This is a genomic window from Streptomyces sp. NPDC020362 (assembly GCF_040642095.1).
Taxonomy (GTDB): Bacteria; Actinomycetota; Actinomycetes; order Streptomycetales; family Streptomycetaceae; genus Streptomyces.
Genome location: NZ_JBFAET010000062.1, coordinates 18,870 through 44,499, shown reverse-complemented (window position 1 = coordinate 44,499; position 25,630 = coordinate 18,870). Strand labels below are relative to the sequence as shown.

The 25,630-nt window shown below is 69.1% G+C and carries 23 protein-coding genes; 4 read left to right on the top strand and 19 right to left on the bottom strand.

Translation table 11 applies throughout. The features are described 5' to 3' along the window. The 3 genes from AB0H32_RS22825 to AB0H32_RS22815 all read right to left on the bottom strand — a co-directional run. A partial coding sequence (locus AB0H32_RS22825; protein WP_361123593.1) for a DUF4190 domain-containing protein occupies positions 1-275 on the bottom strand: 275 nt, incomplete at its 3' end. 10 nt (positions 276-285) lie between these two features. Beyond that, positions 286-438, bottom strand: a complete 153-nt coding sequence (locus AB0H32_RS22820) for a hypothetical protein (RefSeq protein ID WP_361123590.1) — start codon at positions 436-438, stop codon at positions 286-288. 34 nt (positions 439-472) lie between these two features. Further along, on the bottom strand, positions 473-2,848 hold the full coding sequence (locus AB0H32_RS22815; protein WP_361123587.1) for an MMPL family transporter: 2,376 nt from the start codon (positions 2,846-2,848) through the stop codon (positions 473-475). A 144-nt stretch (positions 2,849-2,992) separates the two neighbouring features. Here AB0H32_RS22815 and AB0H32_RS22810 point away from each other — a divergent pair, with 144 nt between their 5' ends. Further along, positions 2,993-3,610: a TetR/AcrR family transcriptional regulator gene (locus tag AB0H32_RS22810; protein ID WP_361123584.1), complete on the top strand. Its 618-nt coding sequence runs from the start codon at positions 2,993-2,995 to the stop codon at positions 3,608-3,610. A gap of 206 nt (positions 3,611-3,816) precedes the next feature. Here the strand turns inward: AB0H32_RS22810 and AB0H32_RS22805 are convergent, their stop codons facing one another. The 6 genes from AB0H32_RS22805 to AB0H32_RS22780 form a co-directional block, all read right to left on the bottom strand. After that, positions 3,817-4,140 carry a DUF4873 domain-containing protein gene (locus AB0H32_RS22805; RefSeq protein WP_361123581.1) on the bottom strand — a complete coding sequence of 108 codons (324 nt, stop codon included), beginning with the start codon at positions 4,138-4,140 and terminating at the stop codon, positions 3,817-3,819. Positions 4,141-4,142: 2 nt separating this feature from the next. Next, positions 4,143-5,048, bottom strand: a complete 906-nt coding sequence (locus AB0H32_RS22800) for a diiron oxygenase (protein WP_361123578.1) — start codon at positions 5,046-5,048, stop codon at positions 4,143-4,145. Between the two features lie 4 nt (positions 5,049-5,052). Next, on the bottom strand, positions 5,053-5,979 hold the full coding sequence (locus tag AB0H32_RS22795) for a ThiF family adenylyltransferase (RefSeq protein WP_361123575.1): 927 nt from the start codon (positions 5,977-5,979) through the stop codon (positions 5,053-5,055). Next, the gene (locus AB0H32_RS22790; protein WP_361123573.1) at positions 5,976-7,001 is read right to left on the bottom strand and encodes a hypothetical protein; all 1,026 of its coding nucleotides are present in this window, start codon (positions 6,999-7,001) and stop codon (positions 5,976-5,978) included. The genes AB0H32_RS22795 and AB0H32_RS22790 overlap by 4 nt, the downstream gene beginning before the upstream one ends. Before the next feature lie 58 nt (positions 7,002-7,059). Further along, complete coding sequence (locus AB0H32_RS22785; RefSeq protein WP_361123570.1) at positions 7,060-8,271, bottom strand: acyl-CoA dehydrogenase family protein; 1,212 nt, start codon at positions 8,269-8,271, stop codon at positions 7,060-7,062. A gap of 63 nt (positions 8,272-8,334) precedes the next feature. Next, a complete protein-coding gene (locus tag AB0H32_RS22780; RefSeq protein WP_361123567.1) occupies positions 8,335-8,724 on the bottom strand; it encodes a hypothetical protein in 390 nt (129 codons plus the stop codon). A gap of 1,523 nt (positions 8,725-10,247) precedes the next feature. Between AB0H32_RS22780 and AB0H32_RS22775 the strand changes: the two genes are divergently transcribed. Both AB0H32_RS22775 and AB0H32_RS22770 read left to right on the top strand, forming a co-directional pair. After that, the gene (locus AB0H32_RS22775; protein WP_361123564.1) at positions 10,248-12,353 is read left to right on the top strand and encodes a protein kinase; all 2,106 of its coding nucleotides are present in this window, start codon (positions 10,248-10,250) and stop codon (positions 12,351-12,353) included. 39 nt (positions 12,354-12,392) lie between these two features. Further along, on the top strand, positions 12,393-13,067 hold the full coding sequence (locus AB0H32_RS22770) for a hypothetical protein (protein ID WP_361123562.1): 675 nt from the start codon (positions 12,393-12,395) through the stop codon (positions 13,065-13,067). Between the two features lie 305 nt (positions 13,068-13,372). Here AB0H32_RS22770 and AB0H32_RS22765 read toward each other — a convergent pair whose 3' ends face one another. Together AB0H32_RS22765 and AB0H32_RS22760 are read right to left on the bottom strand one after the other, a co-directional pair. Then, positions 13,373-13,933, bottom strand: coding sequence for a GNAT family N-acetyltransferase (locus AB0H32_RS22765; RefSeq protein WP_361123559.1), 561 nt, complete (start codon positions 13,931-13,933; stop codon positions 13,373-13,375). A 121-nt stretch (positions 13,934-14,054) separates the two neighbouring features. After that, the gene (locus AB0H32_RS22760; RefSeq protein ID WP_361123556.1) at positions 14,055-14,270 is read right to left on the bottom strand and encodes a hypothetical protein; all 216 of its coding nucleotides are present in this window, start codon (positions 14,268-14,270) and stop codon (positions 14,055-14,057) included. A 232-nt stretch (positions 14,271-14,502) separates the two neighbouring features. On the opposite strand from AB0H32_RS22760, the gene AB0H32_RS22755 reads away from it, so the two are divergent. Then, complete coding sequence (locus tag AB0H32_RS22755; RefSeq protein ID WP_361123553.1) at positions 14,503-15,108, top strand: DJ-1/PfpI family protein; 606 nt, start codon at positions 14,503-14,505, stop codon at positions 15,106-15,108. 7 nt (positions 15,109-15,115) lie between these two features. Here the strand turns inward: AB0H32_RS22755 and AB0H32_RS22750 are convergent, their stop codons facing one another. The 8 genes from AB0H32_RS22750 to AB0H32_RS22715 all read right to left on the bottom strand — a co-directional run bounded on the left by AB0H32_RS22750 (position 15,116) and on the right by AB0H32_RS22715 (position 25,623). After that, the gene (locus AB0H32_RS22750) at positions 15,116-15,973 is read right to left on the bottom strand and encodes an ABC transporter ATP-binding protein (RefSeq protein WP_361123550.1); all 858 of its coding nucleotides are present in this window, start codon (positions 15,971-15,973) and stop codon (positions 15,116-15,118) included. A 3-nt stretch (positions 15,974-15,976) separates the two neighbouring features. Beyond that, positions 15,977-16,939, bottom strand: a complete 963-nt coding sequence (locus AB0H32_RS22745; RefSeq protein WP_361123547.1) for an iron ABC transporter permease — start codon at positions 16,937-16,939, stop codon at positions 15,977-15,979. 65 nt (positions 16,940-17,004) lie between these two features. Next, on the bottom strand, positions 17,005-18,045 hold the full coding sequence (locus tag AB0H32_RS22740; RefSeq protein WP_361123544.1) for an ABC transporter substrate-binding protein: 1,041 nt from the start codon (positions 18,043-18,045) through the stop codon (positions 17,005-17,007). A gap of 83 nt (positions 18,046-18,128) precedes the next feature. Further along, a complete protein-coding gene (locus AB0H32_RS22735; protein WP_361123541.1) occupies positions 18,129-22,382 on the bottom strand; it encodes an amino acid adenylation domain-containing protein in 4,254 nt (1,417 codons plus the stop codon). After that, complete coding sequence (locus AB0H32_RS22730; protein ID WP_361123538.1) at positions 22,369-22,626, bottom strand: phosphopantetheine-binding protein; 258 nt, start codon at positions 22,624-22,626, stop codon at positions 22,369-22,371. The genes AB0H32_RS22735 and AB0H32_RS22730 overlap by 14 nt, the downstream gene beginning before the upstream one ends. Before the next feature lie 30 nt (positions 22,627-22,656). After that, entirely contained in the window at positions 22,657-24,189 is a 1,533-nt protein-coding gene (locus AB0H32_RS22725) for a long-chain-fatty-acid--CoA ligase (RefSeq protein ID WP_361123534.1), read from the bottom strand. Positions 24,190-24,208: 19 nt separating this feature from the next. Then, positions 24,209-24,736, bottom strand: a complete 528-nt coding sequence (locus AB0H32_RS22720; protein WP_361123531.1) for an FcoT family thioesterase — start codon at positions 24,734-24,736, stop codon at positions 24,209-24,211. Further along, the gene (locus AB0H32_RS22715) at positions 24,733-25,623 is read right to left on the bottom strand and encodes a TauD/TfdA family dioxygenase (RefSeq protein ID WP_361123528.1); all 891 of its coding nucleotides are present in this window, start codon (positions 25,621-25,623) and stop codon (positions 24,733-24,735) included. Before AB0H32_RS22715 ends, AB0H32_RS22720 begins: the two co-directional genes overlap by 4 nt. Between the last annotated feature and the right edge of the window lie 7 nt (positions 25,624-25,630).

The window sequence follows — 25,630 nt, the reverse complement described above, 5'->3', positions numbered from 1 at the left end:
GTCCCGTCCATGGTGACGAGGATGGCCAGGACCGCTAGGTCGGCCACGCCGAGCGCCAGGCCGAGCAATGCCCGGATCGGCCTGCGCGTCCCCCGGGCGAGCGCCAGCGTGGCCATCACGATGGCTGACGGGCCGAGGAAGATGTTCCCCACCAGGAGTCCGGGGAGGCCGAGCACGAACGCCGCGATGGCCATGCTGTCGGCGTCGCCGTAGCCGCGCTTCTTCTTGTCGGTGGCGCCGGGACGTGCGATCTGTTTCTGCGTGGTGAGAGACATGGTGTGTCCTTCAGAAACGTTGCCCGGCGCGGCGTTCGCGGGTGATGAAGGCGGTCAGCCAGGCGACGATCAGTGCTCCCGTTGCCAGGCTTGCGGGAACGGGGAGGTGGGCCACGGCGCCGACCATGACTCCGAAAAGGAGGAGTACGAAGACGATCAGCATGGTGTTGTCCTCATTCGTGGTCGTGCCGGGGATCTCACCGGCTGACGGGGTCGAGGGGCTCTGATGATGTGTCGGTGTGTCCTGTGGCCGCTGCCGGCTGCGGCGTGCGGCGGCCCGGGAGCCACCAGTTCCAGCGGCCCATGAGCCGCATGGTGGCGGGTACCACGATGAGTCGTACGACGGTGGCGTCGAGGAGGACGGCGACGGCCAGGCCGAAGCCGAGCTGCTGAATGGGGACGATGCCGGCGAAGCCGAACGATCCGAAGACCGCCACCATCAGCAGTGCCGCGCCCGAGATGAGGGGAGCGGTGCGGGTGAGGCCGCGGGCGACGGACGCGGTGTTGTCCCCGGTGCGTGTGTACTCCTCGCGGACCCGGTCCAGGAGGAAGACCTCATAGTCCGTGGAAAGGCTGAACAACAGCGTCAGCAGCACCACGGGCACGAAGTTCTGCAGGTAGTTGGTGCGCTCGAAGTGGAGCAGGCCGGTGCCGATGCCGTCCTGGAAGACCAGGACGAGGATGCCGTAGGTCGCCGCGATGGACAGCAGGTTCATCGCGATGGCCTTCAGCGGCAGCAGGAGCGACCGGAACGTCAGCAGCAGCACCAGATAGCCGGCGGCCAGCATCACCATGACGACGCTCGGCAGTCCGCTCTGGATGCGGTCATTGCCGTCGATGCCCACCGCGGTCTCACCGCCGATGGCGACCCCGTAGGAGGAGGGGAGCCTGGCGGCCTCGTCGTGGACGCGGTCCAGGAGGCTCCGTGCCTCGTCGCTGGATGCGTTGACGTTGGGGACCACCTCGAAGACGATGCGGCGGTTGCCGTCGGCGACGTAGTGCCGGACGGTGTCCTGTGCGTCCTTGGGCAGCCGGCCCATGGCGGGGGCGGCGAGAGCCGTGAGGGGAGCCTGAGGTGCGGCGGCCTTCAGGATCGGCAGCGGGGACTGAACGCGAGCGACGTGGGGCAGGTGCTCCAGGCGGGTGCTGAAGTCCACGAGGCCGCCCGTCCCATCGAGCTTGTCCAAGGGCTCCGGTGTGGTGATGACGGCCTGGATCGGGGACGTCGTGCCGATACCGAAGGCGTCCCGCACGTGTTCGTAGCCCACGCGGACCGGTGAGGACTGCGGGAGGATCCGCGCATCCGGGGAGAAGGTGCGCAGCCAGGTGGTCGGCACGGCCAGCGCGAGAAGGGCGACGGCTCCCACCACGAGGAAGACCACGGGGCGGGCCATGACCCTCAGCGCCAGGCGGTACCAGCGGCTGGCCTCCTCCCCGGTCGCGTTCCCCTTGCGGGTCTGAAGGCGCTCCCGTAGCCCCTTGGGCAGTCGCACGCGGCCGGCGTTGATCCGGTGTCCCACCATGTGCAGCAGGACCGGAAGGAAGAAGATCGCCGTGAACACGGAGAAGGCGACGACGAGGACGGCGCCGACGGCGATGGAGAAGATGACGTTCAGGTCGATGAGGAACAGCGTGCACATCGCCAGGAGGACGGTCACGCCGGAGGCGATGACGGTGTGCCCGGACCTGCGCAACGTGGTCGCGACGGCGGCCTCGACACTGTCTCCCCCGGCCAGCTGCTCCCTGAACCTTGTGATCATGAACAGCGAGTAATCGACTCCCACACCGAGTCCGAGCATCGAGGCGGTGTTCTGAGCGAAGATCGACAGCTCGTGGTGCTGTGCGTACGGTTCGATCACCCCGAGCGTGAAGACGATCGCCGAGACACCCACCGAGAGGGCGACCAGGGATGCGGTGACGCTGCGGAACAGCAGCAGCAGGATCAGGATGATCAGCGGCAGCGTGATCATCTCTGCCTTGGCCAGGCTCTCCTGACTGAGGACGTTGGTCTCTCCCCAGAACGAGGCCTCGCCCACCAGGGACACGTCCAGACCCTGATCGCTGTAGCGGTCGGAGAGGTCCCGCTGGATACGGGGAAGCTCGCGGCGCGCGACGCCGTCTTCCAGGTCCATGGCCACGGCGTCCATGACCGTGCGGTGGTCGTCTCCGGTGTAGGGGGCTCGGTTGCCGGGCTGGACGGTGGACCAGCCGAGCATGCCGGCGACCTTCAGATCGTGGTCGTCCCTGACGGCGGTGGCGACGCGGCGCACCCGCTGCTCGAAGTGCGGGTCGTCGTCCTTGTAGCGCTTGTCGTGGATGACGAGGGTCGTCGTGGTCTTCCCGCGGGCCACGAAGCCGTGCTGGAGCTGGTGCAGTGCCGTGGTCGACGCGGTGCCCGGCGGGTACCAGCCGCCGCCGCTGAGGACCTTGGCGACGTTCGTCGCTCCCATGCCTGCGACGGCGAGGGCGACCAGCCACAGCGCAAGGAGCGGCCAGCGGCCTCGCCGGATCAGGCGGGAGGCGCGCTCTGCGACGCCGCCATCGGCCGGCGGGGTGGTGGATCGTGGCTGCATAAGCGGGCCCCCAGGGCGGAGAACTCGGTTGAAAGCCTGATGCGGAGAACTCGGTTGAAAGCCTGATAATGACTGGAGCAGAGTTGCTCACCGACTTACAGTCGGTCGCCGACTCTTGGTCGGTAATTATTCTCGGGAGGTCACATGGCAGTCAAGTCGCGACGTGAGGAATACGCTGCGCTCACCCGTGCAGCGCTGCTGGAGGCGGCAGCGGACCTCTTCGCGAGGGACGGGTTCGATGTCACGTCCGTCGACGACATCGCGTCCGCGGCACGCGTCAGCAAGGGCGCCGTCTACCATCACTTCCCGGACAAAAAGGCCATCTTCGACGAGGTGTTCCGCGTCAGCCAGAAGGAGGTCCTCGCCGGCGTCGAGGACGACCTCTCGGCCGGGCCCGAGGGCACGGACCGGCAACCCCAGCTCGCTGCGGTCAGCGCCGTCCAGGGCTTCCTCGACAGCTATGTGAAGGACGAGCGCAAGAGGTCGCTCCTGAGGCAGTCCGCCGGTGTGCTCGGTGCGCAGCGCTGCCGGGCGATCGACGAAGACCTGGCCCATCCCCTCGTCATAGGTCTCCTCGAGGAACTCGCCGAACGGGGAGAACTCCAGGACGTCTCGATCAAGATGGCCGCCTCCGTCATCTTCGGCACGCTGTGCGAGGCGGCGACCTCGCTGGCCCTTGCCGACGATCCCGAGCAGGCCGGGCACGAGGCGTCACAGGTCGTGATCTGCATGCTGCTGGGGCTCATCAGGCCCGGTTCCTGAAGGAGGCACGTCGCCCGTCACGCGCGGGCTGCGCGGCCCCTGGTTCCCGAACGCCCGAAGCGTCCGAACCGACAGGCCGTGCAGCCCGCGCCCCGCGCTCTGCCCCGAATCGTGATCAGGCACCCGCCAGAGCCACCGCGGGCACCATCGCGCACGCGGTGGCGGTACCGCAGGCCCGCTCCCCCTGATCACGACCGGAGCAGCCCCTAGCCGACCTCCTCCACCGTGGCGACCACGTGGAACGGTGCCGCCCCGGTCCCGGTGATGCGATAGCGGCCCCACAGGTCGGGCTCGGCGAGCTGGGTGTCGACGGGACCGGTCGGCGTGGTCAGCGTGCAGGGAGCCTTGGCGCGGTTGCCGACCGCGTCCTTCAGGGCACCGTGTGCGCCGACGCGGCCGTACCAGTGGTAATGGCCGTCGATGGGCTGGAAGTGGCCGGAGAGCCTGACCTCCACGGAGTACTCGACGCCGTCCAGGGTGATCGTTGCCGGGCCGGCGTAGCCGTCGTCGTCATCTTCGTGGTGTGTCATGGTCAGCTCCCGAGGAATCCGGCTTTGGCCCAGATCTTCTCGCTGGCTCCCCCGATCACGCCGATGGACTTGTAGTAGCCCGTGATCCGCTTCGCGGCCCAGCTGAAGGTCTCCCGTACGTGCGGGTTGGCCATGGCCTCCTTGCGCACGCTGTCGGGCAGGCCGGCCCGCTTGTACATCATCGGGTTGAAGAACTCCGTGGCGAACGTCTGGATCGACAGCGCCAGCATCATGCGCAAGGAGCTCAACTGCACCTTGTTCAGCGTCGGAACGAACCGCTCCAGCTCGCTCCGGGCGAAGCTGATGTGCCGGGCCTCCTCGACGACGTGGATGCGGGACATGGTACGCACCAGCGGTTGGACGGTCTCGTCCCCGGCGACCTCCCGCTGCACGTGGTCGAAGATCTCCTCGGTGAGCAACAGCAGGGCCCACAGTCCCGCTACGGGAACGGCCGCCTTGAGCAGGCGCCCGCTCTCGCGGATCTTCCAGGGTGTCTTGTAGACCTCGCTGCCGATCCGCTCGACCACCTTCGCGAACATGATCATGTGTCGGACCTCGTCGGCCATCTCGACGAGGGCGAACTGCACCTGCGGTGACGCCACGCTCTTGTCGTAGACGTAGCGGGACACCATGTGGAGCAGCATGTACTCGGTCCACACACCGAGCGCGATGGACGACGCCATCTCCTCACGGGAGAGGATGATCTTCTGCTCGGTCGTGAGCCGGCCCCACGTCTCGGTGCCGTACAGGGTGCAGCGCTTCTCCGGGAGGAACCACTTGCCCTCTTCCAGAGGTGCGTCCCAGTCGATGTCGAGGCGTGGGTCGTAGGAGTGCCGGCTGGAGGAGACCAGCAGCTGACGGGCCTTCTTGGTCTGCTTCGCGACTGTGTCGGCGACGATGTCGGACACGCGCTTACCTTTCTGTCGGGAGGGGAGAGTGCTTGTCGGCCCCCTGCCTGCCGGAGCGTGCGAGGGCCGCGAGCTCGCGCAGGCCGCCGAGGAGTGTGAACGGCCACTGGACCGCTGTCGTCCACCGGCCGCCGGCCCGCCGTATCTCGTGGTGGACGTTGACCACCACGTTGCGCCGTACCGGTTCCCCGGCGAGGATCTCGGCCGTCATCCGGGCGCTGAGCGCGCCGAACAGCAGGGACGCGTAGACGAGTTGCGGGACGCTGTAGTCGGCCTCGCCCAGGTGCTCACGTGCGTTACGCAGCATCTCCAGAGGGACGAAGCGCAGCGGCATGACCCTCAGGAGCAGGGACCACACCATTGCCTCGTCGACCGAGGCCGCGGTGATCTTCCCGTCGAAGGGCCGGCTCGTGGCCCTGCGGTAGTCGTAGAAGCGGATGTACTGGGTGCCGGCCATGTCGTACCCGGAGAGCACGGGCCGGCGGTGCTGTGCCGCCGCTTCGTGGAGGCGGAACTTGGACTGCCAGCCGGACCGCTCGGTGACGTCCACACCGTCGATGATCACGGAGCAACCACCGGTCAGGTCGGCCGCGTTGCCCGGTGTGACGCCCTGGGTCACCACCTCCACACGGGCGTGCGGATTGATCGACACGATGCGTTCGGCGGCGACCTCGGCCTTGTGCCGGCCGATGTCGTCGACGGTTGCGTGCTGCCGGTTGAGGTTGTTCAGTTCGAACTCCCCCACGTCGGCCAGGACGAAGTCCTGTACCCCGATGCGGGTCAGGGGCTCCACCGCGGCGCCTCCGGTCGAGCCGCAGCCGGCTATCAGGATCCGGGCCCTCGACAGTGCCTGCTGTGCCTGGTCCGTGATGAAGCCGCGGTTACGCTCGGTCAGCTCCGCGTAGAAGTCCTGCCGAGCCGTGCCGGTCATGCCGCCGCCCCTTCGTCGAGCCTCTCGGGCGCGTAGATGTACTGGACGTTGCCGGACAGCTCGGCCATCAGGCCGCGCAGCCCTCGTATCGGCGACTCGTGGGCCAGGGCCCGTTCGATCGCCGCCACGCGCTCGGCCACTCCGCCCGCGTCCGGAATCCATGCGTAGAAGGGGAGGACCTTCTCGCCCATGTCGTACCGCGGGTACAGCACATCCTGCCGGGACAGTTTCGGTTTGGTGCCCTGGACCAGGCGGACGGTGAGGCCGAGCAGGACCAGGTGGCGCAGGGCGATGTGTTCTTCCACGTCGCCGACGAGCAGCCTGAGGCCGGGGTGCTCCGTCTGTACGGCCATGCTGATGCCGGCCAGCAGCTCGAGCGTGATCGCCAGGTGCATCTGCCGGTCGGTGACGGAGTGCGCGTGGACGAGCCGCTTCACCTCCCGGATCTGGTGGGTGGTCACGGTGGAAGGGTCGTCCAGCAGCTTCTGCAGCCGGATGTCGTGCACCTGCTCCGACGAGAACGGCAGGCGTGCCGGGTCGGTCAGCAACTGTGGCTCCGGATCCTGGCTGTGGGCCAGCGCCACATAGCCGACGATCCGTCCGCTGTCGGTGTGGGTGGTGACGACGTGGATGTCGCGGTGGTGCATTCCCTGTACGGGCTCGCAGAACAGGGAACGGTCGAAGACGATTTTCCGGCTGGCGAATCCGGCGTTCAGGTACTCCGCGAGGCGGAAGCCGGCCAGTCCCAGGAGATAGCGCTCGGGAATGGACTCGGAGTACGCCACCGAAGTGGTGAGGCCGCGCGCCTGGTCGAACTGGTGGAGCGCCGCGCCGCTCTTGCGCAGTTCGTCGGCCAGGCCGCCGAAGGTCAGTCGGCTGTTGAGGCGCAGTACGTCCTCGATGTAACGGTCCTGGACCCCGTTGACCGGGGTGTCGTTCGCCTCGCCGGCCGACAGGCCGCTCGGCACGCTCCACGGACGGAGCATCGGCGCGGGCCCAGCCGCGGTCCGAGGTGCGCCCATCTCGTTTCCCCCTTTTATTACTGCGGTATTTCTTGTGGTGTCGTGCTGCCCGAGCCGGTCAGAAGTCATCTTCCTCGTACAGCGATTGGGTGATGGCAAGCGCGAGGACCTCAGGCGTGCCCTCGTAAATACGGGCTCCCAGGGAGTCCCGGACGAACTTCTCCATGCCGTTCTCACGGAGGTAACCGCGGGCGCCCATCAGCGACATGGCCTCCTGGGCCACCTCGATGGAGACCTGGTCGGCGAAGAGCTTGGCCGCGGCCGGCTGGAACACCGGAGCGGGGATCTCGCTGTCCGCGGCCTGGGCGGCACTGAGGTACATCAGGCGGGACGCCTCGATCTTGGCGGCCATCTCGGCGAGTTTGCGCGCAGTGAACTGGTGCTTGTAGAGGGGGACACCGCCCTGCACCCGCTCCTCGCACCACTTCTTGGCGATGTCGAACGCTCCGCGGGCGACACCGGTGGACAGGGCCGCGACGGTCGCGCGGGCCATGTTCATCTGCTGGATGTTGATGTGCACGCCGTTGCCCTCGCCGCCGACCACGTTCTCGACGGGGACGCGCACGTCCTCGAATACCAGCTCGCTGCCGAGGCAGGTGCGGTAGCCCATCTTGTCGGCGACGGGGCCACGGACGATGCCCGGCGTGTCCAGCGGGACGATGAATGCGGTCATGCCGGTGGCGCCCGGGTGCCCTTCGATGTTGGCGTAGACGGAGCCGAACTCGGCGACCCTGGCGTTGGTGATGAACCGCTTGCGGCCGTTGAGGACGTACACGTCGCCGTCCCTGCGGGCCCGCATCACGTCGCGGGCGTGCTCGGCGTTCTCGGGGATGAGCAGGTCGCAGCCGGCCTGGTCCTCGGTGATGGCGTTGCAGGCCAGGACGGGTTCGTCGCCGGAGAACAGAGGCAGGAAGCGGGACATCAGAGGCAGATCGCTGGAGAGCAGGACCGGCGCCTGCCCGAGCAGCGTGGCGCCGAAGATTAGCGCCGTGCCGGCGCAGGCGGCGGCGATCTCCTCCAGGGCGACGGCGACACCGAGGACGCCAAGGCCGAGGCCGCCGTACTCCTTGGGAACGACGAGCCGCATCAGGTCGGCCTCGTGTCCCTTGCGGACCAGTTCCCAGTCGAAGTCGTCAGCGGCCGCACGGTCGTTCTCGGCGGCGCGGGGCCGTACCTCCTTGTCCACGAACTCGCGGACGCGCAGGCGGAACTCCTGGATTTCGAGCGGCTCGGTGAGGAAGTCGACGGCCTCGGTGGTGGTGGTACTCATGACGCGTTGAGGATCCTTTCGTGAACACACGATCTGGCTGTGCTGTGACGCGGGAGACGCAGGTCAGACGGGCAGCCCCGCGTTGGCGGCGATCTCCGGGTACCGGTCGAACGCGGGCTGCAGCAGGGGTACGAACTCGAGGACCCTGGCGACGCTGCCCTTGATGCGGACCTTTCCGGTGGCGAGGGCCACGGGCATCAGGAGCCTGCCGAGCCACAAGGAGTGAGCGGTGTCGCAGCTCATCTTGATGCGGATGGCCGCCGGCTTCTCGGGACCGCCCTGGTGGACGCCGTCGGGGGTGACGTACAGCTCGACGTCGGGCTTCGTCTGGATCAGGTGCAGCGTAATTCCGGCCTCGCGCATCCGCTCGGTGAACTTCTCGTCCTTCAGCAGGATGCTGAACAGGTCCGTGAAAATACGACGTGCCGTGTCGCTGGACTCGAAAACGGCCATGACGGTTCCCTTCATTCGCGTGTGGATTCGCATGGAGACGCACGGAGGCACAGCACTGCCCGAACATGACAGTGCGTCTAAACACGGTGGTTTCGAAACACGGCGGTTCCGGAAATCGTCCGTGGTGAACCATCAGGGCATGCTGCGTACTCGCGCATCGGCATACCGCACGGCATGCCGGCGCCATCGATCGCGCGCTGTGGCGTCAGACCTGCTGCGTGCCCAGTGTGGTGGGATTCAGTGTCCTGCTGCGGATCTTGGGGCTTCTCTGCCCGTCTCGTCCGTCGTCTTCGCAGGTAGAAGTCGCTCTACAAACATCTACAGCACCCCCGTGCTCCCCGTTCAATGCGCACCGAGCCCCACGGCGTCGACGGCGCGACGGCGTGGGGCTGGAGTCGCCATCCTGGGCCGAGTTACCCCCGTTGCGTACCCAAGTCTGTTATCCGACTCCAAGTCGGTGCAAATTGACTCTCGCAGAGCCACTGCATCAGCGTCAAGTGATTCCGGCTCGCGCGTGGCGGACCCCAAGTCGTTGAAGATCCTTCTATGGTTGGCCGAACTCCGCTGGCCACCGCCTCTGTCGAAACGTTTCCGTCCACTGCCCGTCGGTGTTCCGCAGAACCGGGTGACCACGCAGCGGAAGGCCTTCCGCAGAGACTTCAGGAAAAGTGCGGGGTCGTCGGAGGATACGGGATATTGGCTTCCGTTTCCGCGAAAGGGCCCGCGACCGGCGGGAGGACCAGTGGCCGCATGGGACGGCAGCAGTAGTCCTGCGGCCGGTGCCACGGCGGTCCCTGCTGCGGCCCGAGCGTGATCGTCGGCACCCACCTCCGCACCGCTCTCCGCCCGCCCCGCCGGTATCGCCCGGCCGCCGCGGGAAGAGCTGGGCGCCGACTTGCCGAATCTGTCGTTGCGGAGCACTCACCGTGCAACCTCCCAGTGTCACAGCCAGAGGCGCCGTGGTTACCCAGTTGGCTCCCGTCCGGGCGGCGCTCTCGTCGGCCCACGGTCCGGCTCGGCGTGCCCAAGGAAGGCCGCCTTGTCGCCGGGCAGGCGCAGACGGCCCTGCAGGGTGATCCAACCTCCTCGCCGCCGGCACCCCTGCGATTCAGCATGACCTCACATCTGGCCTGCAGGGAGGACACCCCCAACCGGACACAGGAATCGAGGACGCGACCCTCGCAACATCTGGCGTGGCCAGTGACGGTCGCTGCCGCCCCGTCGGTGTGCGTTCGCATCTCCCCACGACCGGGCCGGCGCCACGACAGCCGGCCAGCCAGCCAGCCACGGCAGTATCCGTATGTGCGCGGAAAATACCGACTCCGCAATCACCACAACCGCCACTCGGTTCCGATCCGCTGCACAAACGGCCACCCTTCTCGCTATTCCTTGCATTGGCGACAGTGGCAGCGGTTGCAGAACTGTGAAATTTCTTACTGTATTGGATCTTTTTCGGCTGGAAGAATCTCCCATCGGGTGCCCCTCCCGGGGAGCCCTGGAACAACTGAACGCCAGGGGGAATTATGGCAGGAGTGACCGATCGCGACGAGTGCGAAGTCGAACGGGATGACGATTCATGGACAGTCCCCGGCTATATCGATTTGAAGAAACTAGGCAAAGGCGGTAGCGGCCGGGTGGTGATCGCCCGTCATGCCGCGACCGGCCGGAACGTCGCGATCAAGTACCTCAACGAGGAACTGTGTTCAAAGGCAGAATTTCGCACCGTCCTGCGAACCGAGGCCCGGCTTCTCAGCGGCCTGACATCGCCTCATGTGACGCGACTCTACGAGTACGTCGAAGCCGAGCAGGGCGCGGCCATCGTCATGGAACTGGTTTACGGCGCCGCACTCCGCGCGCTGCTGAAAAGGGAGGGACCCACCGATACCGAGGCCGCACTCGTCGTGCTGAAAGGATCCCTGCTCGGGCTGGCCGCCGCACACGGCATCGGCGTGGTACACCGCGACTACAAGCCCGAAAACGTGCTGGTGAACTGGAACGGCCAGACCAAGCTGGTGGACTTCGGAATTTCGGCGCGCACTGGAGACCGTCACAACCGGCGCGGCACCTGTGCGTACATGCCCCCGGAGCAGTGGAAAACGGAGGCCGCCACCCCGGCCGGCGATGTGTACGCGGCGACCGCCACCCTCTACGAGTGCCTGACCGGCATGCGCCCCTTCGAGGGGCCGGAACCACTGGACTTCCAGCGCCAGCACGTGCACGAGCCGGTGCCGATGGACCGGGTACCGGAAGAGGTGCGCGGGCTGGTACTGCACGGCATGGCCAAGGACCCGGCGCTCCGGCCCCCGAGCGCCCTCGACTTCCTGCGGGAACTGGAGTGGGTGGCCGAGAACGCGTACGGACCCGACTGGGAGGACCGCGGCCAGAGTCGGCTGGCCGCGGTGGCGGCGGCCCTGATACCGCTGGCGATCTCACGCCTGGACGCCCGTCTGGTGGGCTCCTCGGCCGAACTGGCCCGCACCGTGCTCACCACACGGCGCCGCAGCCGACTGCGCGGGCGGGGCGATGTACTCACCGGCACGGCCGCCGTGGCGGTGGCGGGGCTGCTGAGCCTGATGCCCAGCGGCTGGGCGGGCGGGGCCGAGGCACACGCCGGTGATCACACCCAGGCCGTCACCAGGCTCGACGCGCGGAAAGACACCGGCCCGGCGACGGAGACGCGGGGCACCGAGCACGGCGACACGACCGGGTCGGTCTCGGACTCCGACAGGGCCGGCACTTCTGGCGCTCGGGGCAGCGGCGGCCACGGAGACGCCGGCGCGGACAACGCACCCGCCGATGGCGGCACCCGTTCCGACTCGGGCTCCGGCGGTGTTGACGGGGACAGCGGCACGGATTCCCGCACGCACACGGGTGATACCGGCCCCGACACGGAGAAGGGCACTGGGCAGGGCGACACCGGAACGAACACCGACGGGGGCACCGGCACGGAGAACGGCCACGACCAGGGCGACACGGAGTCCCACACCCGCGAGGGCACCGGCACGGAGAACGGGACCGGTAACGACGACAGCGAGGACCACGACCACGAGGACACCGGCACTCAGGACACCGGCACCCAGGACGACACCGACCACACGCAGGAGAACACCGGCACGGCGAACGACACCGACCACAGCCACACGGACTCCCACGACGACGGGAACACCGGCGAGGGGAACGGCGGGACGGACAACACCGGCAACGAACACGCCGGCGGTGATGGGGGCATGGACTCCCGGACAGGAACCGCGGGCGACGCCGGATCCGACCAGGGTGGCAGCAGCACCGGAGGGAGCACCGACCCGGGTGCGAGGCACGGCCACTCGGACGCGCGGACCGGCGACGGTGATCCCGGGTCGGCGGGCGGCACTGGGTCCGGCAAGGACGTGGGCCCGGGCGGTGGCACCAGCTCGGACGCCAGTGCCGGTTCCCATGGGAACTCGGGCCCCGACTCCAGCACCCTGTCACACAGCACCAGCGTTCAGAGCACCACCGTTCAGAGCACCACCAGTCAGAGCAGTACCAACTCCGGCAACTCCGCCGGCGGCACCGGCACCGCCTCGGATTCGACGCCGGCCGTAACCCCGCGGCAAGGGGTTCCGGCAACCGTGGAAGGCGAGCCCGGCTGACGCGGGGTCTGTTACAGCGAGCCGAACGGAGGGGCGAGGATGACGGACCGCGGCGAGCGCCCGGTGGTGGCGTGGGAATTACCGGATCCGGACCTGCAGCCGACCCTGCAGGACCCGGATGTGCAAACGACCATCAGGGACGTCGGCGACGACACCTACATCCCGACCGTCCTCGACGCCCACTGGACCGATGCCGAGCCCGCGCCCGAGTCTGAGGTCCTGCATTTCGGACCGGGCGTCCCGCCCCTGGGGCTGACGGACACCGCCGTCGACGTCTGGCGCGGCACGGCGAAGCGCAAGAGCCGGAAGAGGCCCCGCGGCCGACTGCACCGGCTACGCAGATACCGTCTGGCGGCGGCCGTCCTGGCCATCGTGCTGGCCTGGTTGTTCTGGCAACGGCAGACGGCGGACCTGCGGATCACCCAGGTGACGGTGCGGACGAGCAGCGTCCTCGGATGCGACGGAACCGCCGAGGTGGTCGCGGTAGTGAACACCAACGGGGCAGCCGGCGCGTTCACCTACGAGTGGAACCGCAGTGACGGCACCTCCTCGGGCCCGCGCGAAGAGCGGCTGGGCAGGGGGCAGGACGAGACGCACCTCCGCCTGCTGTGGACCTTCCACGGCAAGGGCACCAGCAAGGCGACAGCGAGGCTGGTCATCGAGTCCCCCAGCCGGCACACGGCGTCCGCGTCCTTCACCTACACCTGCCGCTGATCCCGGACGGCCGGCCGGTCACCACGCCGGACGAAGGCCCACTCGCCCACCCCGGCCGTGCGGATCACGCCGGATCCCCGGTCCGCATCACGACGTGACGCCCGGCGATCCAGCCGAACGGGCCCAGACGGCTCGTGCCTGCCGGTCGGCCTCGCTGATGTCGGAGCGCACGGGAGGCATCTTGGGGGCGGGCCAGAGCTGCCGACTCCACCCAAGCCCGAGGCCCGAGTGCACATGGACGAAGCGGCCACCATCGCCACGGTCGTCCAGCGCCGCCTCTTCCGGGTCGAGTCGGCCCATCCCCGCTAGCCTGCCAGGCGCCCGGGGTGGGCCATGGCGCCGTCGGTTGCCAGACGTGCATGCAGTTCGACGTCGTAGCGCACGCCGTCGTACTCGAGCTTCTGAAGTTGAACTCCCTCCACAACAAAGCCCGCAGCGTCGGCCACCCGACAAGAAGCCGGATTGTTGACCCGGTGACCCAACTCCAAACGGAACAATCCGGCTTCGTCAAAGGCCCAGTGGACCAGTGAACGGCAGGCGGCTGAAGCGACGCCCTGGCCGCGAGCGGCTGCCGTCGTCCAGTACGACACCCACCCCGTCCGGTGACGCCGATCCAGCGCACCGACCGCCACATTTCCCAGCACGGTGTCCGCCTCGTCGACCACGGCAAACGCAAAGCCCGAGCCCGAGTCCCACTGCCCGGTTCTGGCTGCGAGCCATCGCTCCGCCGCAGCCGGTGACGAAATCGACTCGTCGGCCTGCCATGCCATCAACGGATCGGCGAACGCGGTCAACACCGACCCCGCGTCCGCGGACGACCAACGCCGTAGCCAGAGGCCCTGGGCTGCTTCCAATCGATCACGCATCTGCTGGAGTCTTCCTCAGCCGCGTGGTCTCCCGCCGGCAATTTCGGATCTGCGACCGCCACGACTGCGTGGGCCAGAGCCAGACCGAGTCGGTCACCGCTCACTGCGTACACCTGGCGGATCAGGCGCCGGCGATCCTGTCGAGTTTTCCGCCCTTCGCCTCCTCCACCAGGGAGGCGAACTGGTCGGCGCTCATCTGGACACGCTGCCCGAAGTCGTCCGTGAGCAGGACGCGCCGCTCCGCGGGCGCGTCGGGGTCGACGAACAGTTGCGGGCAGCCGCAGTCGCAGTTGCCACAGAAGGTCGCCACCGGCTCCAGACCGTCTGTCTCGCTCATCATCCACGTCCTTCCTGAGAGTTGTGCGGCCCAGCGACCGCGCCATGCTGCTCCCGGGATACCCGCCGACCAGCGGGGCTACGCAATGTCAGTCGCGAGACGCGGGGCACGGACCGACGGCGCCACGCACCCGTTCACCCTCGTGCTCCTCGTGCACCGCATCCGACGGGAACCAATGACGCCTGCTCTACGACTACCTGAGGGGACACTCTCCGTCGTCCAGGGTGTGGTCGTGACCGACACCCTGACCCTCGGTGTGCTGCTGTTCGAGGACGTCAAGGACCTCGACTTGGTGGGTCCGTGGGAGGTGCTCGGCTTGTGGGCCTCCCCCATCGCGTCGTCTCCCGGGCAGCTCCTGGCCGTCGGGCCGGACGCGGGTGCGGTGGTGGTCTGCTCGAAGGGGCTCCGCCTCGCCGCCGACTGCGGCACGACCACGGCGCCGCCGCTCGACGTGCTCGTCCATCCCGGTGGCCTCGGCACCCGAACTCTGGTGCGCGACGACCGGCATCCCAACTGGCCGCGGGGCCTCCACGAAGGCGGCACAGTCCTGGTGAGCGTGTGTACCGGCTCACCGGTGCCGGCCGCCGCGGGTCTGCCGGCCGGTCGGCCGGCCACCACGCACCACCACTACCTCGACGACCTCACCAAGATCGACGGCTTGGTCGACGGGCGTGCGCGGGACCGGTATGTGGACGACGGCGACGTCATCAGCAGCGCCGGGGTGTCGGCCGGTATCGACATGGCGCTGCACCTGGTGGCCCTGCCCGGCGGTGCAGAGGCGAGCGGAGCGACGCGTGCCGGGATTCAGTACGGGGCCCCTGCCGGCAGGGGCATCTGACCGGGTATCAGCGATCCCCGGACTTCACGGTCCGGCCCTCCTCCGCTCCGGTGTCCTCGCGCGCCACGTGACCGCGCTCCTCTCCACTGCCGCGGGCGAGTGGCTGAGCCGCGTAGGTGATGCGGACGACGCCGTCGGCGTGCTGTGCGGCGCCCGCGCCCCCGCCGAAGACGTCGGCCAGGAGCTGTGGGGACAGCACGTCCAGGACCGGTCCCGCCGTCACGACGGCTCCCTCGTGCAGGACGACCAGGTGGTCGCAGAGGCGGGCGGCCAGGTCGAGGTCGTGCAGAACCGCCAGGGTGGTGACACCAGTGGCCCGGATCAGGTCCAGCAGCTCGAACCGGGCACGGATGTCCAGGTGGTTGGTCAGCTCGTCGAGCACGAGCAGCTGGGGCTCCTGCGCCAACGCCCTTGCCAGCAGCACGCGTTGGCGCTCGCCGCCGGACAGGGAGGCGTAGTCCCGGTCCGCGTAGGGACGTACCCCGCAGCGGTCGATTGCGTCCTTGACGGCCCGGTGGTCCTCGGCGCCGTCGCGCCCCAGCAGCCCGTGGTGCGGGGATCGGCCGAGGGCGACGATCTCGGTGACGGTCAGGCCGGTGGTGTTGCCGGTGGCGTCCTGGAGGACGGCGGCGGTGCGCCGGGCCGCGGTGCGCGCGGACAGGGCCCATACGTCGTCGTCGCCGACTCGGACCGCGCCCTGCGCAGGGCGCAGCGAGCGGTAGACGGCGCGCAGCAGGGTGGACTTGCCGCTGCCGTTGGGGCCGACGAGGCCGACGATGTCGCCCTTGCGGGCTTCCAGGCTCACATCGTGGAGGATCGGGCTGCGGTCCAGGGTGATGTGGAGCTGGTCGACGGTGAGTTTCATGCTTCAGTCCAGGCCCTTGTTGCGGCGCAGCAGCCACAGGAAGAAGGGAGCGCCCAGCAGGGCGGTGAGGATGCCCAGCGGGAGTTCGTTGGGGCGGTTGAGGGTGCGGGAGAGCAGGTCGACGAGGACCAGGTAGAGGGCGCCCAGCAGGGCGGTCAGGGGCAGGAGGCGGCGGTGGTCGGCGCCGAGGGTGAGCCGGACCAGGTGCGGGATCATCAGGCCGACGAAGCCGATGCTGCCGGCGACGGCGATGACGGTTCCGGTCAGCAGCGCGCTGAGCACCAGGAGGACCGCGCGCAGGCGGTTGACGTCGACGCCGAGCGCGGTGGCGGAGTCGTCCCCGGCCAGCAGGACGTTGAGCCTCCGCCCGAAGAGCGTGAGGAGGGCAGTGCCTGCCAGCACCACCACCGCCACCGTGGGCAGTTGGTCCCACTGGGCGCCGGCCACGCTGCCCAGCATCCAGAACATCACCGTCCGCAGCTCGGTCGGGGTCGCCTGCAACTGGACGTAGCTCGTCGCCGAGAGGAAGACGTAGCCCACCGCGACCCCGGCCAGGACCAGCCGCGTGGGGGCCATCCGGCCGCGCTTCTGCCCGAGGGCGAAGACCAGCGCGCCCGCTGCCACCGCGCCGAGGAACGCGGCCGCCGAGACGCCGAGCCCGGCGAGCGCCACGCCTCCGCCCAGGGTGATGACCAGCACCGCACCGAGCGTGGCGCCGTAGGAGAAGCCGAGGACGATGGGGTCGGCGAGCGGGTTGGACACCACTGTCTGCAGCACCGCGCCCGAGACGGCCAGGCCCGCACCGACCAGGGCCGCCAGAACCACCCGGGGAGTGCGGAAGTTCCAGACGATCTGGTCGGTCGCGAGGTCACCGGAGGCACCCTGCCCGGTGACGTGGTGCCAGACGATGCTCCACACGTCACCGAGGGGGATGGTGACCGCGCCGATGCTGATCGCCACGATCATGGTGACGATCAGCGCAACGGGCAGGAGGGTGAAGGCCAGGGTGACCCTCAGCCGGGTCGGCCGGCTCAGAACGCGTCCGGGTGCAGCATCCTGGCGATCTTCTCCACGGCCAGGTCGTTGCTCGGACCGAGGTACATCGAGTCGGACAGGACCACGTACTTGTTCTTCTTGGCGGCCGGCCACTGGGGGAACTCCTTCAGCAGTTTCTTGGCGTAGGCCGCCGGGTGGGGGTCGTTGTAGCCGATGACGACGAGCGCGTCGACGTCGGTCGCGGCGACCTTCTCCTTGCTCAGGTCGGCGAAGGACGTCTTGGAGGCCGACGCGAAGGCGTTGGCACCGCCGGCCTTGGCGAGGATGTCGTTGTAGATGCCCTGGGCGACGACGGAGCTGAAGGCGTTGCCGCCCATGGACATGTTGGAGAAGAGCACCATCACCTTGGGCGCCTTCTTGCCCTTGACCTTGGCGGAGACCTCGCCGATGTGCTTCTCGGTGGCGGCGATCAGTTTCTCCGCGCGGTCGGAGACGTTGAAGATCTTCCCCATGTCGCGCAGCAGGGTGTAGCTGTCGGCGACGGTCATCTTCGAGGTGTCCTGCTTGCAGCCCTGCGGGGACACGTACGTGTTGGCTGCCACCTGCTTCAACTGGTCCCGGGTGGCGAAGCCGTTCTTCTCGTCGAAGCCGTACGAGGTGGTGGACAGCACCAGGTCCGGGCGCAGGCCCAGCATTGCCTCGCGGGGGATGTCGTAGGCGTCGTTGAGTTTGATGTTCCCGGTGGGCAGCGCCTTGATGGCCCTGGCCCGGCCGGGTACCTCGCTCATGCCGTAGGCCTGCTCATTGGCGACGATCTTGTCGCCGAGGCCGAGGGCGAGCAGGGTCGAGACCTCGGCGACCGAGGCGCCGTTCATGACGACCACTCGGCTGGGGGCCTTCTTGAAGGTCTCGGGCCGGCCGCAGTTGTCGATGGTCACCGGGTATCCGGTCTTCGACGCGGCGGCCTCGGTCTGCTTGCCGCCGGCCGTCTCGTCCGTCGAGGAGTCGGCGCATGCCGCCGTGACCAGACAGAGGGCCGCGGCCAGGGCTGTGGCGACCGGCCGTTTGATGGACATGCTGGCTCCTTGCTCGCAGGGCTCGGTGGTGTTCCGTTGCAGTAGTCGTGGCGCGGCGGCGGTGAGTTCCCGGCGAACTCCAACTACTTTGCGCGGGTTGCCGGATGAGGCCGCTGTCCGGCCGTGGCGGGCAGTGTCCCCGTGGTCACGCAGTGGTCGAGGTACCGGAACACCAGGTCCCGGCCGACCGGCGGGCAGGTGATGCCGGTGCCGCGCAGTCCGTTGCGGACGTTGTCGGCGTGGATGTGCCCGAGGCGCAGGTCGGGAGCCCCGCTCCCGCTCGTCTCGTTCGAGTCGAAGAAGGCGAGCGTGGTCGCGGCCACGTCGGCCGAGCGGGGCAGCAGATCACGCCACTGGCTGAGCGGCAGACGTCGTACGGGGTAGCCGTACTCCTCGACCCAGTCGTAGACGTCGCTCAGCCGCACCCTCGGGACGGCCGCGTGGTTGAAGACAGGACCGGCGGTGGTCAGGGCGAGATGCACGAGGGACTTGGCGGTGTAGTCCGCCGGTGTCCAGATCTCGTCCTCGAACAGGTGCGGGACGATCCCTGCCGGGATGCCCGCCCGCAGCACACTCCACAGGAAGTCCCGTGCGTTCACCAGTCCGGTGCCTCCAGGTCCGACCACGCGGCCCAGGCGGTGCACGGTGACGGGCAGTCCTCGTTCGGCGGCCTGTTCGAGGAGCCGTTCCGAAGCCCACTTCGACTGCTGGTAGCCGTACCGGAGACCGGGGTGGGGCGCCAGAAACGTCTCCCGCACCTCTGGACTGTGGCTCACGGGCGGGGTCACGGACAGCGTGGAGACGTAGTGGAGGGGGATCGCCCGGGGGGCGGCCAGGCGCAGCAGGTCCCGGGTGGACTCGGTGTTGACGGTGCGCAGGGTGCCGTACTCCCGCATGATGCTGACCGTCGCGGCGTTGTGGAAGATCGCGTCGCAGGTGTCGGCCAGTTGGCTGAGGTCCTCGGGCGCCAGGCCGAGCCCCGGGCGGGCGAGGTCGGCGGGGAGTGCGCTGATGCGCTGCCTCGCGTCTTGGGGGAGCGCGAGGTGGTGCTGCGCCAGGGCCTGGTGGACGCGGTCCATGGCCTCGTCGGTGGTACGCGCGCGGACGGTGCAGACGACTTCGGCGTCCGTGGTGGCGAGGAGTTCCGCCAGCAGGTGCACTCCGACGAATCCGGTGGCGCCGGTCAGCAGGATGCGCCGGAGTGCGTCCGGACGGTGGCCGGTACCGGGCCTGATGTCCGGCTCGAGGACGGTGTCGGTGGCCAGGGCCGCCGGGAGTCCGGTCGCAGCGGGCGACCGGTCGTCGAGGAAGCGGGCGAGTTCGGCGGCGGTGGGGTACTGGAAGAGCCAGGCGACCCGTATGTCGCGGCCCAGTTCCACGCCGAGCCGGTTGGCGACCTGGATGGCCTGCAGTGACTGGGCTCCCAGGTCGAAGACGTCGTCCTCGGCGGTGGCGTCGTCCGCGCCCAGGACGTGCTGCCAGACGGCGACGATCGTCCGCTCCAGCGGGCTTCCGGCGGTCGGAGCCTGTGGGGCGCAGGGTGTGCTCAGCGCGGCCCTGTCGATCTTGCCGGACCGGGTGCGGGGCAGGCGGTCGTGGAGTTCGACGGCGGAGGGGATCATCGCCGCGGGCAGCTTGGCCCTCAGATGGGCCCTCACCTCGGAGGCCGAGGGAGCCGGAGGGTCCGTGACCAGATGGGCCGCGAGGCGCCGCGTGCCGTCCGGCAGTGTCTGCCCGACGACCGCGGCTTCGCGGATCCGCGGATGGGTCACCAGCGCGCTCTCCACCTCGGCGGGATGCACACGATGACCGCTGATCTTGAACTCCTCGTCCGCCCGGCCGAGGAACCGAAACTGCCCGTCCTCGCCGATGCGCACGAGGTCGCCCGTGCGGTAGGCGCGGGGTGCGCCGGGGAGCTCGGCGAGAGGGGCGAAGCGGGTGGCGTCGGGGGCGCCGGACCCTCGGTAGCCGAGGGCCAGGTTGTCGCCCAGGAGGTACAGCTCCCCGTCGACGACGGCGGCCCGGGTGCCGGGCAGCGGCAGTCCGATGGGTACGTCGCCGGGGGCGAGCTCAGGATCGTGCAGGTCGGCGACGGTGGCCACGACGGTCGCCTCGGTCGGGCCGTACGTGTTGAACAGCTCGACCGACGTGCCGACGGCCTTGCGCCAGCGCTCGACCCGTTCCGGGAGCGCCGCCTCGCCGCCGATGACGACCGCCCGCACGCCTTCGGGAAGGGCCGGGGCTCCCGTCGAGAGCGTGTAGGCGAGTTCGTGCCAGTACGCGGTGGGCAGGTCCAGCACGCTGACACCCAGGCGTGCGCAGTCCTCCAGGAACCGTGGGACCGATTCCGTCATCTCCTCGGTGCGGACGACGAGGGTCCCGCCGACGCAGAGGGTGAGGAAGATTTCCTCCACGCTGGCGTCGAAGTGGAGCGGCGCGAACTGCAGTACCCGGTCCTCGCGGCGCAGCCCGTAGCGGTGGGTGGCGCCCGCCACGAAGTGCGCCAGGGCGCCGTGGCTGATCTCGACGGCCTTGGGGCGGCCACTGGACCCGGAGGTGTGGATGACGTAGGCGAGGCTCCGGGGTGACGGCGGTACCGGCGTGGGGCCGAGGGGCGCGTCCGGCTGGTCGGGTGTGAGGACGGGCCTGCCCGCGAAGGCGCTCGCTCGGGGTGCCGTGGTGAGGACCAGGGCGGGCGCGGCCTCGTTCAGCAGCTGAGCCGTCCGCTCGGCGGGGGCATTCGGGTCGAGCGGGCAGTAGGCCGCGCCCGACAGCAGTACGCCGAGGACGGCGGTGACGGCGTAGATGCCCCGGGGCAGCGCCACGGCCACCAGATCGCCCCGTCCGACGCCCCTGGCGGCCAGGCGGCGGGCCATGTCGCGCGCGCTGCCGAACAGCCGGGCATAGGTGATGCTGTCGCCGTCGTGTTCCACGGCGACGGCTCCGCCCCTGCGGGCGGCATGGTCGGCGATCAGGCTGAGCGCCGGGCGGGCGGGGGCGGGCAGCGGACCGCCGTCCAGAACCGGTGCGGAGGCCGGGCGCAGGGGCCGGTCGGGAGCGGCCATCGCGTCGCCGAGCAGCGCGAGCAACCCGTCCTGGAACGCGCCGACTTCGGCTGCCTCGTACAGCTCGGGGTTGGCGTCGACCGCGATCCGCACACCGGTGCCGTCGGACCGGTCGTACACGTTGACCGCGAGGTCGTCGACGGGACCGGCGGAGACGTTGTGGACGGTGCTGCGGTGTCCGGCGAACCGCAGGTCGTACTCGAACGGCATGATGTTGACGCCGGGCCCGGACAGCCTGCGCTGACCGCCCACCAGCTTCAGGTCGCGGCGCAGCTGTTCGTAGCGGTAGCGCTGGTGCGGCAGACCGGCGCGGAGTTCGCGGGACACGCGGGCCGCGAGGTCGCGCAGGCTGTCGTCGGCGCAGACGGCGACGCGCAGGGGCAGGATGTTGCGCACCATGGCCGGGACCCGCAGCGACACGGAGCCGAGGCGGCCCATGGCCGGCAGGCTGAGGACGATCTCCTGCGCCCCGGTGAGGCGGTGCAGGTGGGCCACGGTCGCCGCGAGCAGCACCTCGGACCAGGTGACCGACAGCTCGCGGGCGACGGAGCGCAGTGCGTCGGCCTGGGTGGTGTCGAGGTCGGTGACCCGCCGGTGGAAGGTGCGGGCGGGCAGCGCCGACCGGCCCGCCGGGGTGGCCACCGGGGGGCGGTCGGCGTACCGGTCGGTCCAGTAGGCGCGGTCCTTGGTGTGGCGGGGGGACTCCAGGTAGGCGCGTTCCTCGGCGCGGACGGATTCGAGGGTGCCGAATCCGCTGTCGGGGACGGGTTCGCCCGCCATGAGGGCGGTGTAGACCTGGGCCACACGGCGGGCCACCAGAGAGAGGCCGAAGCCGTCGAGGGCGATGTGGTGGACGCGGTGGTACCAGAGGTGGCGGTCTTCTGCGGTCCTCAGCAGGGCGTGGCCGAAGACGGGGCCGCGGGTGAGGTCGACCGGGCGGGCCATGTCCGCGGCCATCCACGCGAGGGCGGCGGCGTGCGGGTCCGGTTCGGCGGTGAGGTCGGCCGTGTGCAACTGCCAGTCGCCGGCCGGGGTGTCGGCCTGCCGGGGACGGCCCTCGTCGTCCGTGCCGAAGGTGACGTTGAGGGCTTCCGTCTCGCCGACGACGAGGTGAAGCGCGGCGTCGAAGACGGAGGCGTTCACCGGGCCCTCGATGCGCACGTACTCGGCCGTGTTGTAGGCGGGGCTGTCCGGGTCGAGCTGCTGGCCGGTCCAGATGCCTTCCTGGGCGGCCAGCAGAGGGTGGCGGCGCGCGGACTCAGGTGTCGGCACGTGCGGCACCTCCCCGGCGCTCGGTCAGCAGCTGCCACCACTGGGCGAAGGAGGTGCGCTCGGCGAGGTCCACGAAGCTGACGTCCGCGCCTGCGGCCTGCCACCGTTCGAGCAGCGTGGCGATGCGCAGGGAGTCGAGGCCGGCGTCCAACGGGTTCTCCTCCAGGTCGACTTCGTCGGGCCGCAGGTACAGGAACTCCGCGAGGTCGGCGCGGAAGCTCTCCGGGGTGAGGGATTCAGGCATGGGTTCTCTCTACGACGGGTGGCGGCGGCGTCAGTTGACCTTGCGGGCGGAGTCGCCCCAGAAGCGGTCGCGCAGTTCGCGGCGGAGGATCTTTCCGCTGGGGTTGCGTGGTACGTGGTCGATGAACTCGTAGGCCGAGGGCAGCTTGAAGGCGGCGAGGCGCGGGACGAGGAAGGTGTGCAGGTCGCGCGGGCTCGGCTGCTCCCCCGGGACGGGGACGACGAACGCGTGGACCCGTTCGCCCCAGCGTTCGTCGGGAGCTCCGACGATCACCGCCTCGGCCACACCCGGGTGGTGCTCCAGCACGTTCTCGATCTCCGCCGGGTACACGTTCTCACCGGCGACGAGGATGGCGTCCTTGATGCGGTCGCGGATGAAGATGTAACCGTCCTCGTCGACGTAGCCCGCATCCCCGGTGTGGATCCACCCGTCGACGAGGGTTTCCGCGGTCTTGTCGGGCAGGCCCCAGTACTCCACCATCCGGGCCGGGGTGTACAGGCAGACCTCGCCGATCTCGCCCGGCGGCAGTTCCCTGCCCGTGTCGTCGATCGCCTTGGCACGGACGCCCGGATAGGGATGGCCGGCGGCCTGCATGCGGGGTCCGCCGGGGACGTGGTCGGCCGGCGGCAGACACACGGCGGTGTTGCCGGTCTCGGTGAGCCCGTAGATCTGCGCGAACTCGCAGTCCAGTACGGCGAGGCTCTCCTCCAGCAGGCTCTCGGAGATCGGTGAGCCGCCGTAGACGGCCTTGCGGAGCGTGGTGAAGTCCTTGGCACCGACACCCGGTTCGGTGAGCATCATGCGGAGCATGGCAGGAACGACACAGGCCGTGGTGATGCCGAGGTCGCGGATCAGGTCGACGGCCCGGCGGGCGGCGAAGGCGCGCATCGCCACGATCGTCGTGCCCGCGTTGAGGTTCTGCGTGGCCCACCACAGGCCGCCGATGTGGAAGCCGGGGATGCCGACGAGTGCGATGTCACCGTCCCGCCAGTCGATCCAGTCGAGCCCTTCGCTCGTCAGGGCCTCACGGATGGCGAAGAAGCTGCGATGGGCGAGGACGACGCCTTTGGGCAGGCCGGTGGTGCCACTGGTGTAGAGCTGGGCGACGGGAGTGGCGGCGGTGGCGTCGAACTTCGTGTCGCTGTCGGGGTGTTCGTCCTTCCACACCGTGAAGTCCGGGCCGAGGGGTACGACCGTCCCGGGCGGGGCGGTCGGCATGCGGTCCACGATCGGCGCGAACTCCGGTTCGAGGAACAGGAGCCGGGTGCCGGAGTCCTGGAGGATGTGGCTGACCTCGGGTGCGGTGAGCCGCCAGTTGACGGGGACCAGGACGGTGCCGCTCTTGGCGCAGCCGAAGAGGATCTCGTAGTAGTGCTCGGACTCCTTGCCCAGGTACGCCACTCGGTCGCCCTCGGTCAGTCCGGCGGCGCGGATGGCGTGGGCGATGCGGTTGCTCTCGCGGTGCAGTTCACCGTAGGACAGGCTGCGGCCCTCGCAGAGCACGGCCGGGGTGTCGGGCCGGCGGTCGGCGTGGAAGCGGGTGGTCTGGACGAGCGTCTCCATGGGCGATCCCTTCGGTGGCTCAGCGGACGTTGACGAAAGCGAGAGTCGCCTCGCCGTCGCACCGGCCGCCGTCGGCGTCCCAGTAGCGGTACGAGGTCTCGGCGTGCAGGAACGGTTTGCCGCCGCTGGGCTCACGTCGGCTGACGGACAGGAACCTCATCTCCCCGAAGAAGGAACGGGGGTTGACGGGACGCCGGAAGGTGCCCGCGAAGCGGGCGATGAGGATGTCCGGGAGCTGGTGTCGCCAGAAGTCGTCCAGGGTCCAGTTCTCGAACCCGGCCAGGAGTCCCTCTTTCACGGACTTCGCGACGAGGTAGTACATCATCTGGTTGTAGGCGATGTTGACCTCGACCGAGTTCAGGTGGCCGGTGTCGTCGATGTAGCAGGACTCCGGGATCGCGAACTCGCACACCGCCGTTGTGCGTTCGGGGCCGACGGTGACGTCGGCGGCCTTCAGGTACTTGCAGTGTTCCTTGTACGGCACCAGCACCCGCGCGAGCAGGTCGACGTCGGTGACGTACGAGCGGTCGACGGCGGGTGTGGTCATGGCACCCGTATCCCGTCGTGCAGCTTGCGCTCGTCGTGGACGGTGACGCGGTAGGAGACGGTCGGCTCCGGGGTGGTGGTGTGCCGGGCGCGGTGGATGAGGCTGCGGTTGTCCCAGATCAGCAGGTCGCCCTGCTCGAAGCTCTGCAGGTGGATGTTGTCGTGTTCGAAGGTGTCGTCGAGCTGGCCGGTGGCCTCGAATAGGCGGTGCAGCAGGCCGTCGTCCAGCGGGTTGGCGTGCGCGTCCTCGATGCCGACGGTGAAGCCCTCGCTGATGTACAGGACCGTTTCGCCCGTGAGGGGGTGGATGAACGTGGTGGGCTGGAGGACGGCCGGGGTCTTGCGCTCCACCTCTTCGATGATCTCGGAGAGCGGGCGGTAGACGTCGTGCGGGCGGATCTTGAAGTACTTGCGGACCGAGTGCCGGCAGTGGGTGTCGGCGACCTCCTTCTTGAGGTCCTCCGGCAGCTTCGCGTAGGCCCTGCCCATGTCGATGAAGTACGTACCGCGGTTCCGCTGCGGAATGACCTGGGGGTAAATGAGGGTGATGCCGAAGGGGTCGGGCATGAACTGGTAGTCGGCGTGCCAGAACTTGCCGGTCTTCGGTACGCCCACCTGCTTGCCGTTCTCCGGGACGTTGGAGGAGACGAATATCTCCCGGATCTCGGGGTGGTGGTACATCGGCTCGTAGTACGTCTCGGGACGCCCGAGCCGCCTGCCGAGGTCCAGGAACTGCTGGGGGGAGAGGTCCTGGCCCTTCAGGACGGCGATCTTCTTCGTGTAGACGGTCTGCTTGAGCGTCTCGATGTCCGTGTCGGACGCGGTGGCGTGGTCGAAGTCCTCGACCGTGGCGCCGAGGGCCGCACCGAGCTGTTCGGAGATCTTCATGAGCGTC

Excerpts from the sequence above, each read along its gene's own strand:
- AB0H32_RS22815 (WP_361123587.1), bottom strand. The coding sequence starts at position 2,848 with ATGCAGCCACGATCCACCACCCCGCCGGCCGATGGCGGCGTCGCAGAG.
- AB0H32_RS22810 (WP_361123584.1), top strand. The coding sequence starts at position 2,993 with ATGGCAGTCAAGTCGCGACGTGAGGAATACGCTGCGCTCACCCGTGCA.
- AB0H32_RS22805 (WP_361123581.1), bottom strand. The coding sequence starts at position 4,140 with ATGACACACCACGAAGATGACGACGACGGCTACGCCGGCCCGGCAACG.
- AB0H32_RS22785 (WP_361123570.1), bottom strand. The coding sequence starts at position 8,271 with ATGAGTACCACCACCACCGAGGCCGTCGACTTCCTCACCGAGCCGCTC.
- AB0H32_RS22730 (WP_361123538.1), bottom strand. The coding sequence starts at position 22,626 with ATGCCTGAATCCCTCACCCCGGAGAGCTTCCGCGCCGACCTCGCGGAG.
- AB0H32_RS22745 (WP_361123547.1), bottom strand. The coding sequence starts at position 16,939 with ATGATCGTGGCGATCAGCATCGGCGCGGTCACCATCCCCCTCGGTGAC.
- AB0H32_RS22715 (WP_361123528.1), bottom strand. The coding sequence starts at position 25,623 with ATGAAGATCTCCGAACAGCTCGGTGCGGCCCTCGGCGCCACGGTCGAG.
- AB0H32_RS22780 (WP_361123567.1), bottom strand. The coding sequence starts at position 8,724 with ATGGCCGTTTTCGAGTCCAGCGACACGGCACGTCGTATTTTCACGGAC.
- AB0H32_RS22795 (WP_361123575.1), bottom strand. The coding sequence starts at position 5,979 with ATGACCGGCACGGCTCGGCAGGACTTCTACGCGGAGCTGACCGAGCGT.
- AB0H32_RS22740 (WP_361123544.1), bottom strand. The coding sequence starts at position 18,045 with ATGTCCATCAAACGGCCGGTCGCCACAGCCCTGGCCGCGGCCCTCTGT.
- AB0H32_RS22770 (WP_361123562.1), top strand. The coding sequence starts at position 12,393 with ATGACGGACCGCGGCGAGCGCCCGGTGGTGGCGTGGGAATTACCGGAT.
- AB0H32_RS22775 (WP_361123564.1), top strand. The coding sequence starts at position 10,248 with ATGGCAGGAGTGACCGATCGCGACGAGTGCGAAGTCGAACGGGATGAC.
- AB0H32_RS22725 (WP_361123534.1), bottom strand. The coding sequence starts at position 24,189 with ATGGAGACGCTCGTCCAGACCACCCGCTTCCACGCCGACCGCCGGCCC.
- AB0H32_RS22760 (WP_361123556.1), bottom strand. The coding sequence starts at position 14,270 with ATGAGCGAGACAGACGGTCTGGAGCCGGTGGCGACCTTCTGTGGCAAC.
- AB0H32_RS22790 (WP_361123573.1), bottom strand. The coding sequence starts at position 7,001 with ATGGGCGCACCTCGGACCGCGGCTGGGCCCGCGCCGATGCTCCGTCCG.
- AB0H32_RS22820 (WP_361123590.1), bottom strand. The coding sequence starts at position 438 with ATGCTGATCGTCTTCGTACTCCTCCTTTTCGGAGTCATGGTCGGCGCC.
- AB0H32_RS22750 (WP_361123550.1), bottom strand. The coding sequence starts at position 15,973 with ATGAAACTCACCGTCGACCAGCTCCACATCACCCTGGACCGCAGCCCG.
- AB0H32_RS22720 (WP_361123531.1), bottom strand. The coding sequence starts at position 24,736 with ATGACCACACCCGCCGTCGACCGCTCGTACGTCACCGACGTCGACCTG.
- AB0H32_RS22765 (WP_361123559.1), bottom strand. The coding sequence starts at position 13,933 with ATGCGTGATCGATTGGAAGCAGCCCAGGGCCTCTGGCTACGGCGTTGG.